At 68.4% G+C, this 14898-nt stretch carries 10 protein-coding genes and 7 pseudogenes; 10 read left to right on the forward strand and 7 right to left on the reverse strand.

Annotated features, from left to right (window positions below; translation table 11 throughout):
* Nucleotides 1–209 precede the first annotated feature (209 nt).
* Entirely contained in the window at nt 210–1184 is a 975-nt protein-coding gene (locus ABT288_RS03225; protein ID WP_351602186.1) for an amidohydrolase family protein, read from the reverse strand.
* A 69-nt stretch (nt 1185–1253) separates the two neighbouring features.
* Nucleotides 1254–1970, reverse strand: a complete 717-nt coding sequence (locus ABT288_RS03230; RefSeq protein WP_351602188.1) for an SDR family NAD(P)-dependent oxidoreductase — start codon at nt 1968–1970, stop codon at nt 1254–1256.
* Between the two features lie 173 nt (nt 1971–2143).
* Between ABT288_RS03230 and ABT288_RS03235 the strand changes: the two genes are divergently transcribed.
* The 3 genes and pseudogenes from ABT288_RS03235 to ABT288_RS50085 form a co-directional block, all read left to right on the forward strand.
* The gene (locus ABT288_RS03235) at nt 2144–3196 is read left to right on the forward strand and encodes an Lrp/AsnC family transcriptional regulator (RefSeq protein WP_351602191.1); all 1053 of its coding nucleotides are present in this window, start codon (nt 2144–2146) and stop codon (nt 3194–3196) included.
* Nucleotides 3197–3500: 304 nt separating this feature from the next.
* A pseudogene (locus tag ABT288_RS50080) lies at nt 3501–3721 on the forward strand (transposase); the annotation flags it as partial.
* Between the two features lie 118 nt (nt 3722–3839).
* Nucleotides 3840–3997, forward strand: a pseudogene (locus ABT288_RS50085) (IS5/IS1182 family transposase); the annotation flags it as partial.
* A 56-nt stretch (nt 3998–4053) separates the two neighbouring features.
* Here ABT288_RS50085 and ABT288_RS03245 read toward each other — a convergent pair.
* Entirely contained in the window at nt 4054–4926 is an 873-nt protein-coding gene (locus ABT288_RS03245) for an aldo/keto reductase family oxidoreductase (RefSeq protein WP_351602194.1), read from the reverse strand.
* A gap of 132 nt (nt 4927–5058) precedes the next feature.
* Here ABT288_RS03245 and ABT288_RS03250 point away from each other — a divergent pair.
* A pseudogene (locus ABT288_RS03250) lies at nt 5059–5540 on the forward strand (winged helix-turn-helix transcriptional regulator).
* 257 nt (nt 5541–5797) lie between these two features.
* Here ABT288_RS03250 and ABT288_RS03255 read toward each other — a convergent pair.
* A complete protein-coding gene (locus tag ABT288_RS03255; RefSeq protein WP_351602197.1) occupies nt 5798–6613 on the reverse strand; it encodes an alpha/beta fold hydrolase in 816 nt (271 codons plus the stop codon).
* 760 nt (nt 6614–7373) lie between these two features.
* On the reverse strand, nt 7374–7982 hold the full coding sequence (locus ABT288_RS03260; RefSeq protein WP_351602200.1) for a TetR/AcrR family transcriptional regulator C-terminal ligand-binding domain-containing protein: 609 nt from the start codon (nt 7980–7982) through the stop codon (nt 7374–7376).
* A gap of 186 nt (nt 7983–8168) precedes the next feature.
* On the opposite strand from ABT288_RS03260, the gene ABT288_RS03265 reads away from it, so the two are divergent.
* Nucleotides 8169–9725: an FAD-dependent monooxygenase gene (locus tag ABT288_RS03265; RefSeq protein WP_351602345.1), complete on the forward strand. Its 1557-nt coding sequence runs from the start codon at nt 8169–8171 to the stop codon at nt 9723–9725.
* Between the two features lie 410 nt (nt 9726–10135).
* Nucleotides 10136–10678 (forward strand): GPP34 family phosphoprotein, encoded by a 543-nt coding sequence (locus ABT288_RS03270; protein ID WP_351602203.1) that lies wholly within the window; start codon nt 10136–10138, stop codon nt 10676–10678.
* Between the two features lie 111 nt (nt 10679–10789).
* Here the strand turns inward: ABT288_RS03270 and ABT288_RS03275 are convergent, their stop codons facing one another.
* On the reverse strand, nt 10790–11536 hold the full coding sequence (locus tag ABT288_RS03275; protein WP_351602205.1) for a TetR/AcrR family transcriptional regulator: 747 nt from the start codon (nt 11534–11536) through the stop codon (nt 10790–10792).
* Between the two features lie 96 nt (nt 11537–11632).
* On the opposite strand from ABT288_RS03275, the gene ABT288_RS03280 reads away from it, so the two are divergent.
* Nucleotides 11633–12685, forward strand: coding sequence for an amidohydrolase family protein (locus ABT288_RS03280; protein WP_351602207.1), 1053 nt, complete (start codon nt 11633–11635; stop codon nt 12683–12685).
* 283 nt (nt 12686–12968) lie between these two features.
* Here the strand turns inward: ABT288_RS03280 and ABT288_RS03285 are convergent.
* Nucleotides 12969–13637: pseudogene (locus tag ABT288_RS03285) on the reverse strand (DNA glycosylase AlkZ-like family protein); the annotation flags it as partial.
* On the opposite strand from ABT288_RS03285, the pseudogene ABT288_RS03290 reads away from it, so the two are divergent.
* The 3 pseudogenes from ABT288_RS03290 to ABT288_RS03300 all read left to right on the forward strand — a co-directional run.
* Nucleotides 13631–14239: pseudogene (locus ABT288_RS03290) on the forward strand (helix-turn-helix transcriptional regulator); the annotation flags it as partial. The pseudogenes ABT288_RS03285 and ABT288_RS03290 sit on opposite strands and share 7 nt — an antisense overlap.
* A pseudogene (locus tag ABT288_RS50090) lies at nt 14137–14395 on the forward strand (Tn3 family transposase); the annotation flags it as partial. The pseudogenes ABT288_RS03290 and ABT288_RS50090, both read left to right, overlap by 103 nt.
* A 65-nt stretch (nt 14396–14460) precedes the next feature.
* Nucleotides 14461–14852, forward strand: a pseudogene (locus ABT288_RS03300) (YbhB/YbcL family Raf kinase inhibitor-like protein); the annotation flags it as partial.
* Nucleotides 14853–14898 lie beyond the last annotated feature (46 nt).

Consider the following 14898-nt stretch of genomic DNA (forward strand, 5'->3'; position numbering starts at 1 on the left):
CCGATGCCGCTTCCATGTGCCTGCCCGCTGGGGCCGGCACATGGAAGCGGGGCGTGGAACTCAGGACCGGCCGGGCCTCACGAAGGCGTCGACGAAAGTGCTGACGACGCCCGTCTGGGCGAGGACGAGGCCCCGCTCGGAAAGCGCGGTCGGGAGTCGTCACACCAGGCCGAGCCGTAGAAGGGCCGCCGATGATGAAAGATCCCGGTCTACAGGCCGATACCGAACAAGGATGCAGCGTTTCCGGAAGAGAACTGTTGGCGCTCTGTCTCGGAGGAGAAGTGACCCAAGAAAGAACCAATTTCCTCTTTAGTCGGCCGTTGGAAGGGGTAGTCCGTGGCGAACATCAAACGGTCGACCGAGGTCACCGACAGAGCATGATGCAGGTGAGCCGGGTTGAGCATGCCGGAGGCGGTGATGTGGAAATTCGATCGGACGCAGTCGGACACGGAGCGCTGCAGGCCAGCGGTCCGGGAGATGCTGTCGGCCCGATCGAGCCAGAAAAGCAACGTCTCTCCCCAATGGCCGAGCACGATCTGAAGGTCGGGATGACGGTCGAAAGTACCTCGGAGGATCAGCCGCAAGGCTGCTGTTGCGGCATCCAGGTGCCATCCCCAGCCGAAAGTGGCCACGGCGAGTTCCGTCATGGGGTCGAATCCTCGGTATGAGGCGTCACGGACGGCTCGCGATGGCAGTTGGGGATGAATGAACACGGGCTGACCAAGTTCCGAGGCCACGCCGAAAAAATCGTCGTAGACGGGATCGTCGAGAAACAGTTCCCCTGCTCGGCCGTACACCATGGTTCCCACGTGCCCCATACTCGCGGCGCGTTCAAGCTCGGCTGGGACGTCCTTCGGTGAGGACATGGGCAAGGTGGACATCGAGCGAAGACGGGCAGGGTTTCGGGCGACGGCCGCCGCGGCCACGTCGTTCGCGGCGCGACTCAGCGCCAGGGCTTCTCCGGGTGGCAGCGGCTGGGTTCCCGGCGGTGTCAGGGCGAGGATCGACACGTCGATACCCTGCGCGTTCATCGCCGCGATCCGGCCCGCCTCCAGGTCCTCCAAGCGCTCCCGGTTGTCGTCCATTTCCCCGAAAACGAGACTTTCATCCGGGTGCGGCAGGGTGTGGAGGGCCGCCGTCAGATCCGGCATGCTCCAGTGTTCTTCGATGGCGACGATCGGCACGATCTCCTCCTTGAGGCCGCTCCAAGCCGGCCGGTGGCGAGCGGTGAGCACTGGGGTGGGCCGCAGGGATCACCAGGGGACGGTCTGGCCGAAGCGGTCCAGATAGGCCAGGCCGGGCGTGCCCAGTCGGGAGAGCAGGACGTCCACCAGCAAGGGGACGGTCTCCTCGATGGTGTATGGCGCATCCGGACCGCCCAGGGCGGTGCGTATCCAGCCCGGCGCCATGAGCACGAAGGCGCGCCGCGTCTCCCCCTGCCGGGCCGCGAAGCTCCGCAGGAACATGTTCAGGGCTGCTTTGCTCCCCCGGTAGACCTCGCGGCCTCCCGTCGCGTTGTTCGTGATGCTGCCCTGTCCGGAGGACATCGCCCCGATGAGTCCCGCCGGGGACACCAGGTCTTCGAGGGCTTCGATGACGCGCATGGGGCTCAGCGCGTTGGTGACCATCACGTCGATGAAGTCGGCCGTCGCAACCCCGCCGATGGGCGTCTGCTCATTGTTGGTCGTGCCCGCGTTGACGAAGAGCACGTCGAGTCGGCGGTGCGCCAGACGTTCGTGCAGCGGGGGCAGGTGGCCGGGGTCGTTGATGTCGAGATGCTCGATGGTCACCCTCCCGTCGGCGCGGTCCGCGAGGTCGTGCAGCGGCGTTCGGGCAGTGGTGTCGCGAGCGGTGCCGACGACGTTCCAGCCCCTGCCGAGGAACTCCGCCGCCATCGCGTGACCGAGGCCGCGCGAGGCCCCGACGATGAGAGCGGTCGGTGGGTGTTGTTCGGTGGAGGTCGATGACATGCAGCGTCATCTCCGTTCTTCGAGCGTTGGACTCCGTTCGGGCATCGGTCGAGGCCCCGGGATCGGCACAGCGCGGTGCCCGCTGCCGCGGCCCTTCAACCCGTGCGGTTCAAGTGTTTCGTCCGCGCCGCATCGCAGGCGAGCTACGAGGGCTCGTTTGTAGGATTGGCGACATGGCAAGGGCGCTCATGACGGAATCCGCTTCGATTCAGCCCGACGATGTGCGAATCATTCGTGCGTTGCAGATCGCTCCGCGGGCTTCGTTCGCCGCCATCGCGACCGCCCTCGGTCTGACCGAGAGCGCCGTCAACCGCCGGTATCGCCGGCTCCGCGCCGACGGCGTCATACGCGTGGCCGGCGTGGTGAACCCGGGTGCCCTGGGGCAGAGCAGGTGGCTGGTGCGGCTGCGCTGCCGTCCCGGCAGTGTCGCGGCGATCGCCGACGCGCTCGCCAAGCGTGACGACATCAACTGGGTAGCCCTGGGTGCGGCGGGCTGTGAGGTCACCTGCGCGACGCAATCCCGGACGCGGGAACAACGCGAGGATCTCCTGGTGCAGCGGCTTCCCCGCACCGCGGCGGTGATCGACATCAACGCCGTCGCCATGCTCCGGCAGTTCCTCGGAGGTCGCGGCCACTACTGGTCCGCCCTGCAGGGCACACTGTCCCCTCGGGAGGAAGCAGCGTTGGGGAGCGGCGGGCCCCCTTTCACCGAGTCTCCGGTCGTCACCCGCGAGCCACTGCGCCTCACCCCCGAGGACGAGAAGTTGCTCGATACGCTCGCCGCCGATGGCCGCGCCAGTCTCGTCGATCTCGCCACAGCCGCAGACCTCACTCCGGGACGCGCCTCGCGGCGCCTTGAGGCTCTGCTCCAGCATCGCGTCGTCCACATCGACGTCGAGATCGCCGCAGCAGCCCTGGGCTATCACGCTCGCGCTCACCTCTGGCTTCGCGTGCACCCGTCGGCGGTGAAGAGCGCGGGACGCACACTCGCGCAGGAACCCGAGATCGCCTTCGCCGCAGCCATCTCCGGGCCCTGGAACGTCCATGCCGTCGCACACACCCGGGACCTCGACGAACTGTTCGAGTTCACCTCGGAACGCATCGGGTCCCTGACCGGACTGCAGAGCATGGAGGTCTCACCCGTGCTGAAGTACGTCAAACAGGCCGGCACCCGTCTCTTGGACGATCGCCTCGTCGAGCCGTCCAGCGCTCGCGCGCGACGCTGAGAGGCTGTGCCGCGACCAGCCGCTCGACGGGTGCCGAACCTGCTGAGGCGTCTTCCACCGCGAGTCGGAAGAGGCGCGCCGCGACTCAAGGGCGGCCACGGCCTCGGTGCTCATCTCGTGCCGAGCCGCGACCGCGGAAGAACGATGGCCTCGTGCAACTAAGGCATTAAATCCCTTCCGCACCGGTGGCCGGACGCAGGCCGATGGCGGCCGTCACCTCCGTCCACTGCTTGCCGGCTAGGCCGTTTCTGATGGCTCTTGCTGGGCTGGGTGGATCAGCTCTTGGGCTGGGCAGGTGCGTGTCATGGTGCGGCGACACGAGCTCACGGACGGGCAGTGGCAGAAGTTCGAGCCGTTACTGCCCGCGAACGGCAAGCCTGGCGGGCAGTGGTCCGATCACCGCAAGGTGCTCAATGGAGTGCTGTTCCGGGCCGGTACGGGGTGCCCTGGCCGGACCTGCCTGAGCGGTACGGCCCCTGGCAGACCGTCTATGAACGGCATCGCCGCTGGTCGGCGGATGCAACGTGGCGGCAGATCCTGGCCGAGTTACAGATCGAGGCCGACGCCGCCGATCCCGACGGGGCACTGGCCCAAGGCGGTAGAAGCGGAGAGAGCGCAGCGCAGGCGCGAATGGGCCGTGAACATCGACTCCACCTCCTGCCGGGCACATCAGCATGCGGCTGGGGCCCGGCGTCGGCCGCCACGCGACTACCCGCAAAAGGGGGCGGTGCGCGTGTGGAAGCGGATGGGCGGGAGGCACTGGGGCGCTCACGGGGCGGACTGACCAGCAAAATCCACCTGCTGCGCCCGATGAGCCGAGTGAAACCGCTTGGTTCGGTCGACGACCTGTGTGTTGTTCAGTGGCCGATGCTGTCCAGTTCAGCCACGTCCTCGTCGGAGAGGGAGAGCCCGGCGCCTGCAATGTTCTCGCGCAGGTGGGCGGTTGACGAGGTACCAGGGATGAGCAGGATGTTCGGCGAGCGTTGCATCAGCCAGGCCAGCGCGACTGACATCGGCGTCGCCTCCAGCCGGCTCGCGACCTGCGAGAGGGCTTCGGACTGCAGCGGCGTGAAGCCTCCCAGGGGGAAGAACGGCACGTAGGCGATGCCGTCGGCGGCGAGGTGGTCCACGAGGTCGTCGTCGTGGCGGTGGGCGAGGTTGTACATGTTCTGCACGCACACGATCGGGGCGATGCCGCGTGCCTCGGCAATCTGCTCCGCGGTGACGTTGCTGACGCCGAGGTGACGGATCAAGCCCTCTCGCTGGAGGTCGACGAGCGTTTCGAATGCTTCGGTGATCGAGCCGGGCTGGGGGCCCTCAGTGTCGCCCATACGCATGTTGACCAGGTCAAGCGCCTCGACGCCGAGGGATTCGAGGTTCTCGTGGACCTGCTTGCGCAGGTCTTCGGGGCGCCGGGCCGTGGGCCAGCCGCCCTGCGCGTCGCGGGTCGCGCCCACCTTGGTGGCGATGAACAGAGACTCCGGGTAGGGGTGCAGCGCTTCGCGGATCAGCTCATTCGTGATGCGTGGTCCGTAGGCGTCGCTGGTGTCGATGTGGGTGATCCCGAGGCTGACTGCCTCGCGCAGGACGGCCAGGGCGCCGTCGTGGTCAGCGGGCGGCCCCATGACCCACGGTCCGGCGAGCTGCATCGCGCCATAGCCGAATCGGGTGACGGTCGAGTCACCGAGCGTCCAGGTTCCGCCGGGAAGAGGTGTGGAGGGCCTGTTCATCGTGATGCCTTTCTACTTATTGCGAGGGGTGGTGTCTCCGGCCCCCTTGAACCAGCATTGGAGACAAACTTCCCATCGGGAAGTAGGCACTCTGAAGTGCCTAACTAACCCAGAGGGTGCGAGGCGGGATCAATGGCGACGACGAAGGCCGACAAGAAGGCGGAGTACAACACGTTTCTGGCGGTGTGCCCCAGCCGTCAGCTCCTCGACCGGATCTCAGACAAGTGGGTCGTCCTGATCCTGTGCGCACTGGGCGGTGACGCGTCCGAACAGCCCGGCGCATCGCACGCCCCGACGGCGATGCGCTTCTCCGAACTCGCCCGGCTACTGGCCGGCGTCAGCCAGAAGATGCTGACCCAGACCCTACGAGCCCTCGAACGCGACGGCTTGCTCACCCGCACCGCGACACCGACGGTCCCCGTCACCGTCACCTACGAGCTGACCGACCTCGGCCTCTCACTTCACCATCTGACACGCGGGCTCGGACAGTGGGCGCAGTGACCGACCTCGGCCTCTCACTTCACCATCTGACACGCGGGCTCGGACAGTGGGCGCAGACCCACATGGGTCAAGTCATCGCTAACCGCGAGAAGCACGACGCACGAGCTTCCTAGCGTGGACGGCGTTCTCCGCCTCTGCTGCGGGCTGAGATGAACCTGACCTTGCGTGACGTGCAGTGGACGCGGATCGAGCCGCTGTTCCGGGACCGGACGCTGCGACTGGGCTGAGGCCGGAACGAGGAGCGGCTGATCCAAACGAAGACGCCTGGTTGATGCGGGCCATGAGGTTTCTCCGCGGTACTTCGCGCCGCCCACCACCTCGCCAGGGCCTTACGCACAGCGCCGTCGGCCCTGACCACCTGTGCGCCTGCCTAGCGGACCCGGTTCGCCATGTCCTCGATCGTCTTGATGACGACGTCGGGCCGGTCGATCGGGATGTCGTGAGAGCTGCGATCCGCCACGACCAGGCGGCGGTTGGGTTCTGCGCTGACGAACTCCTGCTGGGCTTGTCGCCACAGTTGGGCGTCGACGGGTGTGGGGAAGGGAGTCTTGGCGGACACGATCGCGGTGGCGGGCACGCTCTGGGGCCAGGACAGCTTGTGGTAGGCGCGGTGTACGGGCCCGTAGTGGTCGGCCTCGGCGAGGAGCTGGCGGGTCGCCCGGGTCTGAGGGTGCTTCTTGAGCGCTGCGATCTGCTGCTCGTTCGCGGCAACCAGTTTGGCGGTCTCGCCGTCGGTGTAGAACTCGGGGAGGCTGGCGTCCACGAGGACGGCGCCGTTGATCCAGCGCGGGTGCTGCCTGACGAAGTATGTCGCGATCTCCCCGGCGAGGGAGTGGGAGACCAGGACCACGTTCTTGGTGACTCCCAGCTGCGTCAGGCCGGCCGTGAGGTCGGAGGCGGCGTTCTGTGCCCTCCATGGCCCGGGTACGTCGCTGCTCCTGCCTTCCCCGGTGCGGTCGTAGGTGATGATCTCGGACCCGGTCTGCTTCGCGAGGACGGGCACGATCTTCTTCCAGTACGACGCGTCGAGGCCTCCGCCGGCGTCGAGGACGATGGCCGGGCCATGGCCAGGCGTCACGTAGAACGCCAGCTTGTGACCGTGGTTGGTGATCATGTGCAGTGAGGGCTGGGCGACGGTCGTTGCCGTCGGGGACGCCGAGGACGCCGTTGCACTGGTTCGGGACACGGTTGTAGCCGGTTGCGCGTTCTTTGCAGTGGCTGCGTCGCAGGCGGTGAGGCCACAGGCGGCGACTGCGATGGAGGCCAGGGCGAGCGTCGCGTGCCGTCGTCGCCGACGCCGTGCGGTGGGACTGGGCATGGGGGTTCCTTCCGCGAGAGTGGAGGAGGAGGTTGAGGCCGACCGTCGGCGACCTCGATGTGTCGAAAGATTTCGACGTCCCAAGCCTCGTCGTCCGCAGAGACGACCGCGACGGTGCACGCCCCCGAGAAGTGAGGGGGGACAGCCCCACCACGAGAGACTGGCTGCGCATTTGGCAGAAGGCTGAGTGGGTGCCCACGGAGAACGTTCACCCATTGAGGCTCTTCAAGCTCATGTCGGTCGGCGAGGATCAGCGTTTGAACGGCCTTGACTTGGGTGCCCTCCGGGCTGGGGGCTGGAGGCTCTCGACGAAAGATGGGCCGGGATGTCGAGACCGGCGTGGGGGCTCCGTTTCAGGGGCAGATGCGGTCAGCGTGGCCGCACCATCCCCCGTACCGGCAGGACAGTCACGCGCAAACTCATCGTCCAGCAGTGGGTTACCGTCGACAACATCGCCGCGGAGGAGGACGGCGGGCTCAGCTTCGTGTCAGGGGAGCCCTTTTCCGAGACCACGAACCCTGCGTTCAAGGCAACTCGGTGTGGCTGGCGCCGATGGCGGCGTCACGGGCCCTGGCTTGGGGGTCGTTTCGGCGCGTCGGGGCTGTGTCCCAGTTCGCTTGATTTTCCGTCAGTTCGGTGCGGGCGCCGCACCGTCGAGGACGAGGTCGATGATCCGCCGGCTTGCCTGTTCCGGGTCGAGCTGGTCGGTGCTGCCCGATGCCATGCGGGCGAGGAGGGGGGAGACGAGCAGGTCGGAGATCAGGTCGGGGTCGACGTCGGGGCGGATCTCTCCTCGTTCTACGCCGCGTCGTAGGACACGGTTCATGGCTTCCCGGCGGGGGGTGACGATCTCCTCGAAGTAGCGACTGTGCAGCCTGGGGAAGGTTGCGGCCTCGGCGTTGAGGGCGCGCAGCATGCTGCTGGCTCGTTTGTCGGCGACGCGCTCGGCCAGAGCCTGCAGCAGGAGTGCGAGGTCGCCGCGGGTGTCTGCGCCGGTCGGCGAGGGCCGCCGTTTGTTGATCGTCTCAAGCACGTCAAGATAGAGCTCGTCCTTGGTCTTCCAGCGCCGGTAGACGCTGTTGCGCGAGACGCCGGCCTGCTTGGCGATGGTCACCAGCGACAGGCCGGTGAGGGTGGCGCCGGCGGCCACCATGTCGAGGACCGCGTCGATGATGGCCGTGTCGGTGGCAGGGTCACGCTGGCGGCCCCCGCGGCGGCTGGGGAGTTCCGTGGTCACCCCGGTAACGATACAACCCTGTTGCGTTTGGGTGCCGCCCTGAGGCAATAATGGAACAGACCTGTTCTGTTTCTTTTGGGGGTTCCGATGTCTCTGCCCGGTTCCACCGTTCCGGCCACCGGAGTCGGCACCAAGACTGCTTCGGCCACTGCCGCTCCACCGCCGGCCGCCCGTGTCCCGGTCCTGATCGTGGGCGGCAGCATTGTCGGGGCTTCGGCCGCGCTGTTTCTCGCGGCCCGAGGCATCACCCCTGTCCTGGTCGAGAAGCACTCCGCTGTCTCGACCAGGCTGCGCGCCAAGCTGTTCTATCCGCGCACGATGGAGGCATACCGCTCGGTCGGCGCCGGCCGGGACGTGTACGCCATCCAGAACCGGCTCCCGCCGGCCGACCACGCCGCGGCGGTCGCCTCACTCAATGGCCCGGAGTTGCGGCGCTGGCGGCTGCCGGCCGCACAGGACTTCAGCAGCGTCTCCCCCTGCCCCAGCGCCTTCGTCAAACAGGCCGATCTGGAGAAGGTCGTCCGCGCGCACGCCCGTGCTGCCGGCGCCGACCTGCGCCTTGGCCACCGACTTCTCGAACTGCGCCGTCACGACGACCACGTCGTGGCGGTGATCCGCGGCGTCGACGGTGCCACCTACACCGTGTCTGCCGACTACCTGCTGGCCGCGGACGGAAACGGCAGCGCCATCCGCGAGGGCCTGGGCATCGGCCGCAGCGGCACCGAGGCGGTCGCGCACATCATGGAGATCGGTTTCGAAGCCGACCTGCGCCAAGTGCTCGACGGCCGCCGGCTCGCCCTGGCCTTTACCGGCCCGCCCGAGCACGCGTTCCTGAGCTGGAACACGGCACAGGACCGCGGGACGGTGTCGGTGACCTACCCCGAAACCACGGATCCAGCCACGTTCGACGACCAGCGCTGCCGCGGCATCGTCTCTCGCGCGCTCGGCCTGCCGCCATCGCACTTCACGCTCACGGGACACCGGCCCTGGCAGATGGGCGGCTGGCTGGCCGACTCCTATCGTGTCGGCCGGATCTTCCTGCTCGGCGACGCGGTCCACGTCACCCCGCCGACCGGCGGATTCGGCGCCAACACCGGCATCCAGGACGCATGGAACCTCACCACCAAACTGGTCTCGGTCCTGCGCGGCCACGCCGACCCGAGGCTTCTGGAGGACTACGAACCCGAGCGCCGCGCAGTGGGCCGGATCACCGTGGAACAGGCGCTACTGCGCGCCCGCGACCGCGCCCAGGTCCCGATCGAGGACCGCCCACTGCTCAGCGAGGCGGCAGTGGCCATCGGCTACCGCTACCCCATACCCGGCGCCGCCACGGTCGCCGGCCTGCCGACGGCCGACGAACCGGACCGCTGGCACGGCGAGCCCGGCACCCGGCTGCCGCACGTGCTCCTCCCCGGCAAGGACGGGCCCCGCTCCACGCTCGACCTGGTCCGCGCCGGCCGCTACCTGATGCTCGCCGGCCCCGAAGGACGCCCCTGGACCAGAGCCGCACGCGAGCTGGATCCGCACCGCGCCTTCCTCGACACGGCACTCCTGCCCCGTCGGATCGCCCCTGCAACGGCACGCCCCACCGACACCTGCGGCATCGGCGACCACGGCGCACTGCTGGTCCGCCCCGACCACGTGATTGCCTGGCGCACTGCCCACGCCGCCCCGGACGCTCTCACGGTCCTCGCCGCCGCCACGCGACGAGCGTTGGGGGCCGACCGTCCCGCACCATGCTGAGCAGGTTCGACGGGCGGCGACAACCATGTACGCGGTCGACCTGCGCAGCCACCGGTCGAGCGACCCGCTCCGGTACTCCGTCGAACGCACGTGGGACGACCTGGTTCCGCAGGACCTCGGATCAAAGAGATGGCCGGACGTTTCCCGGACTGCCGGATTGTCACCATTCCAGGGACGGTGACCTGGTCCATGACGCGATGCAGGGTCAGTTCACTGACGCTGTCGTGGGATTCGCACGGCCCGTAGAGTCCCGTGTCCACACTGCCAGGAAACGGTGGGGTCTGGTGATCGATATATCGAGCACACGCCACCTGTCGCTTCTGGCAGACGGCGACGGGGTGTGCGATGGCCGAACTCGGTGACTCGCGCTCCGCCGAACGCTGCTCACCCCGCCGCGGAAGAAGTCCAGGGTGTTCGGTCTCGACGTCTACCACCTGAACAGCAGGATCGAACTGCTGCACACGGGTCCCACAGGTCTTGCCTGTGGCGACGAGTTGGTGATGGAACTCGAAGGCGAGCGCACCCCTGCCCAGAAGCCCGTGCCTGTTCACCGGTGGGTCCGACGACGCTCCCACGCGGCGTTCGCGCTGCACCGCAACGCCCTTGTCGAGCAGGGTCTGCTGAGCCCGGGACATAGCCCGATTCTCAGGAGGCCGCGCTACCACCCGAACTCACGCGTCCGCGATGCGCTGATCTGCCACCTGCAGGCGGTCTGCCAGGGCGAGAGTCCGCTGGATGCGCACATGCTGTTCCTGCTCGCCCTCGTAAAGGGCGCCCAGCTGAGCGGGGAGTTCGGCCTTAGCTGGAGCCGACTCCAAAAGCCGGGCGTGGTGGACGGCGTGGGGCCGGCGGCTCATCTCCCTGAAGACCTGCGGGACGCCAGCATCGTCCTCGGTGCCTTGGTGCCGACTCGGGAGAACAACGGACCTGGCCCCACGCAAATGAGTACATAGGTGTCGTATCCCCTGCCCGTTGGAGCGGGCAGGCCATCCGCAGCTGGACCCGTGACCCGGCCAAGACTGTGCGCCGACCGCAAGCATCCTGGCCGACGGACCAGTTGACGTCTAACCATCCGATGACAGGCGGTCGAGCCACTCGCCCAGGAGGAGTTGCTCTGCGCCGCTCAGCGCCGTCTGCTCGGGCAGCAAAGCGCGCAGGGTCCGGGCCGCTTCGGCCGGACCTGCGACTTGCACGGCAGGCTGCTGGTGGGTGACGGCGGCGACCATCGACTCGCGCATGGCGATGAGCAGAGCCGGGTCGCGCTCGTCCTCGGGCAGAGAGAGCCAGGTCAGCACGGCGCCGCGCGCGGTGGCGTGAATGAGGGCGGCAGCGAGCTTCTCGTCGACGCGTAGCCAGCCGCCGGCGGCGAGGCGGCGGATGCGCCCCATCAGGATCTGCATGCCGGCCTGGAAGGCGGCCGATGTCGTGCCGCGTTTGGGTTCGCCGTACATCAGTACGTACAGCGCGGGGTTGGCGAGTCCGAACTCGACGCTGAGGTCCCAGCCCGCGCACAGGTCCGCGACCGGGTCCAGTTCCTCGCGGAGCGGTTGCTTGGCCGCAAGGAAGGTGGCGTAGCCGTGTTCCGCCACCGCCTCGAGCAGGCCGTCCTTGTCGCCGAACAGCCGGTAGATCGTCGGCGCCTGCACTCCGGCCGCCGCCGCCACCGCGCGGGTGGTGACCGCGTCGCGCCCTTCGCGCGCGAGCAGGTCGGCCGCGGCGTCGACCACCCGCCGCCGGACCGGCTCGCGAGTGCCCACCCCGCCCTCCGACTCGGTGGCTGGTGTGTCGCCGACCTTGGACCCCTCATGCATGAATCAACGATATCACCGAGCCCGTATCACTGATGTTTCCCGTGATAGCGTTCCTGAGATATCAATGGAAACACCGGCTGACGCGAGGAGAGTGACATGCCCGAGAAGCTGCGCATCGTAGGACTCGAGGAACACGTGGCCCTGCCGGTCCTACTCGATGCCTGGGCGCGAGCGGGAGTACCCCGGATTCCGCAACTCGGATACGGCGACGAGCCGTTCGCCCAGCGACTGCGCGACGTAGGCGAGCGCCGCCTGGCCGATATGGACGACCAGGGCCTGGACGTCGCGGTGCTGTCCCTGGCCTCACCCGGCGTGCAGAACCTCGCGGCCAAGGACGCCGTGCACGTCGCGGGTGAGGCCAACAACGCGCTCGCCGAGATCGTCGATGCCAACGCGCAGCGGTTCCAGGCGTTCGCGGCCATCCCGACACCCTCGCCGGAAGCCGCGGCGGCGGAACTGGAGCGCGCCGTCACGCACCTCGGCTTCCGCGGTGCGATGCTCTACGGGCGCACCGGCGACAAGCCGGCCGACGCGCCGGAGTTCGACGACCTCTACGCCACCGCCGAGCGCCTGCGGGTGCCGCTGCACTTCCACCCGCAGACCCCCGTGCCGGCGGTCCAGGAGGCGTACTACTCAGGTCTGCCAGGCGGAGTCGGACGCGCGCTCGCGACCGCCGGACTGGGCTGGTACTACGACCTCGGCGTGCAGTATCTGCGAATGATCTTCTCCGGCGTCTTCGACCGCCACCCCGGACTCCAGGTCATCGCCGGCCACTGGGGCGAGGTCGTTCTCTTCTACCTCGACCACATCGGCGTCCTGCAGGACATGGCGAAGCTGGAGCGGCCCCTGGCCGACTACTTCCGGCAGAACTTCTGGGTGGCGGGCAGCGGCACGGTCAGCGAGCGCTACCTCCGGTGGACGGCCGAGGTGGTCGGGACCGACCGCATGTTGTACTCGACCGACTACCCGTACACCTTCGGGACCCGGCCCGGCGGCTTCCCGTACCTCGACACCAGTGGTGGTGTCGCGCGCTCGTTCCTCGAGCAGGCACGGTTCACTGAGGCGGAGAAAGCCGCCATCGGCTCCGGCAACTGGGAAGGGCTGACCGGCCACGTGACCACGGGCCGGGGAGGCCGACGGTCGGTGTGATGTGTGCATTGCACGTAGGGTGTGGGCGGCCACGAGGGCGGGCGGTGGCGCATCGACGTTCTGGACCCCGGCCGGCACGTCCGGCTGACCGGACCGCCCTCACCTCGGACTTCGCGGCCCCGGGCGAGATCACCGTCTTCGACCGCGCCCTCGTCACCTTCGCGTCCGCTGCTGGGGCGGGTGCGGACACGGCCCGCTTCGGTAGAGCGCGGCGCCGACCTCGATGTACCTGTCGTACGCCTGCCGAGCGTGAGGCGGCTGAACTCCACAGCGCCTTGGCGCCTCACCGCTGCTGCCGCAGGTCGGACAGTGCCGCGGTAACTGTGATCTCTACATGGTCGATGCCCTGATCCAGGAAGGTGGTCAGGGCGTATGCCCTTCTTCGACCGCTTCCTGCTCCTGGGGGGAGAAAGGCTGCAGTGGCGTGATGCGGAGTTGCTGGTCATGCATGGTCCAGGTGGCGGCGACGCGTCCGTCGACGAGCACGGCGCGTTGGCCTGCGACGGACAGGCCGAGATGGGCGTCGTCGATGATGCGGCCGCGGTCGTGGTGGCCGAGGATCGCGTTGTCGAATGCCGGGAGCAACCGGACGGGGGCGGGTGTGTCCGGGGCCGGGCGTGGTGCGTCGGGCAGGTCGAGGAGTTCTCGGCCGCGTTCGTCGCGGAAGGTGACCAGCTCGTCCCTGATGGCTTTGACCGCGGCGGGGAGCCCGGCCAGACCGCTCCAGGCGCGGATGTCCGCCGCGGCGGCGGGCCCGCATGCGGCGAGGTAGCGGCGCACCCAGTTGCTGTCCGACAGGATCGTCGGCGTCGTCGGGCAGCGGGACGATGTCTCGTCCGAGCCAGCTGGTCAGGGGCAGATTCCGCACGCCGGCTGTCGTCTCCCACAGACCGCGTGGGGGAAGCTGGGCCATCGGGATGAGGGCGGCGACAATGAGTTCGCCCAAACGCCTCCAGGATCGGCAAGCAGCTCCTCGCGGAGTTGAGCCGTGTCGTCCACGCCCGCGAGGAGCTGCGCTTCGACTACGGGCACGATGCCACCGGCCCCGTCGAGCAAACCCGCCGGACACAGCCCCACCACCTCGTCACCTGGCCCGGCCACTGGTACCTGATCACCTGGGACCTCGACCGTGACGACTGGCGCACCTTCCGCGTCGACCGCATACGCCCCCGCACCCCCACCGGCCCACGCTTCACCCCACGCGATCTCGCCGCCGATGACGTGGCCGCGTTCATCACCGGCCGATTCCGGGGAACTGACGGCTCCACCGCCGACTGGCCCTGCCACGGCGAAGTCATCCTCAACCTCCCCGCCCAGGCCGTGGTCCCCTTCGCGCACGACGGAATCGTCGAAGAACCCGGCCCCGACCGCTTCCGCCTCACCCTCGGCTCCTGGTCATGGACCGGTCTCGCCGCCGCCATCGGCCGCTTCGACACCGACATCCAAGTCATCGGCCCACCCCAACTGGCCACTGCGTTCGCCGCACTCGCCGTGCGCTACGCCAACGCCGCACGGCCGTCGTCGACCCTGCCGACGACACCTACCGGCGGCTGATGCACAAGCAGCTCACCGTCCAGGAGTCGAGCCGGAAGCTGCCACGCGGCATCTGCCTTGGCAAGAAGGGCATCATCCACCAGGCATACCGGGATGGGATGGAAGACAACTCGGCACGCTCGGCCTGGCCTGAAGGCCATGGTGCTCTGCACGACGCTGGGGTCCCTGTCGGCCGCATATCGCCACCCCGCCACACAACACGGCATGAAAGAAACGACGCGATGATCGCCACCGACCCCTTCACCCGGCTCCCCGAGGCGGCTTCCCTTCACCGTCATCAGCGCCACCGTCACTGACGGCGCGGCCGGATCGCCCGAGCAGTTCTCCGGGATCTTCGGCGTCCCGGGCGGGAAGGATGTCTCCCCGTAGCTTTCCTGGAGCGGCGCCCTGGAAGGGAAGGCACCAAGAGCTACGCCGTCACCGTCTACGACCCCGACGCCCCCACCGGGTCGGGGTTCTGGCACTGGGCGGTCGCCGACATCCCCGCCATCGTCACCGCTCCGCCCGAGGGCGTCGGTGACGACACCGGCTCGGGCCTGCCCGAGAGTGCCTTCCAGCTGCCCAACGACGCCCCGCCGCCCGTTTCATCGGCGCCGCCTTGTCGGCCGGGTACCGGAGCAGCGTCTGCGAGCTTCTCCACCTTCGGCTTCGCCCGCTCG

The sequence above is a fragment of the Streptomyces sp. NPDC001093 genome (assembly GCF_040298985.1).
Lineage (GTDB): Bacteria > Actinomycetota > Actinomycetes > Streptomycetales > Streptomycetaceae > Streptomyces.